The organism is Achromobacter sp. Marseille-Q0513 (assembly GCF_018195695.1).
GTDB lineage: Bacteria > Pseudomonadota > Gammaproteobacteria > Burkholderiales > Burkholderiaceae_B > Achromobacter.
In genome coordinates this window covers 1-530 of record NZ_JAGTJY010000475.1, presented here as the reverse complement: position 1 = coordinate 530, position 530 = coordinate 1, and the positions used below count along the sequence as shown (strand labels likewise).

Annotated in this window: 1 protein-coding gene; it reads left to right on the top strand. The window is 61.1% G+C overall.

Annotation, left to right across the window (positions count from 1 at the left end; translation table 11 throughout):
- Nucleotides 1–530, top strand: a 530-nt coding sequence (locus KDH83_RS31340; RefSeq protein WP_212323025.1) for a UDP-N-acetylglucosamine 2-epimerase, incomplete at both ends; no start/stop codon positions are given.

Below are 530 nucleotides of genomic sequence, written 5' to 3'. Positions count from 1 at the left end.
AGTATCTGTTGCGTGAAGGCCTGCCCTCCGACCGGATCATCAAGACCGGCAGCCCGATGTTCGAAGTGCTGAATCATTACCGCGACGGCATCGACGCGTCCGACGTTCTGGATCGCCTGGGCCTGACGCCCGGCCAGTTCTTCGTTGTCAGCGCTCACCGCGAAGAGAACATCGATTCGGACCACAACTTCGCCAAGCTGGTGAAATTGCTGAATACGGTGGCCGCCACCTACGATCTGCCCGTTATCGTCTCCACCCATCCGCGCACGCAAAAGCGCGTGGATGCGATGGGGGTCAAGTTCCACGCGAACGTGCGCCTGCTGAAGCCACTGGGCTTCAAGGATTACAACAAGCTGCAGGTGTCCTCGCGCGCCGTGCTGTCCGACAGCGGCACGATCACCGAAGAATCGTCAATCCTGAATTTCCCGGCGCTCAACATCCGCGAGGCACACGAGCGCCCCGAAGGCATGGAGGAAGCGTCCGTGATGATGGTTGGCCTGGAAACCGACCGGGCGCTGCAGGCGCTGGAG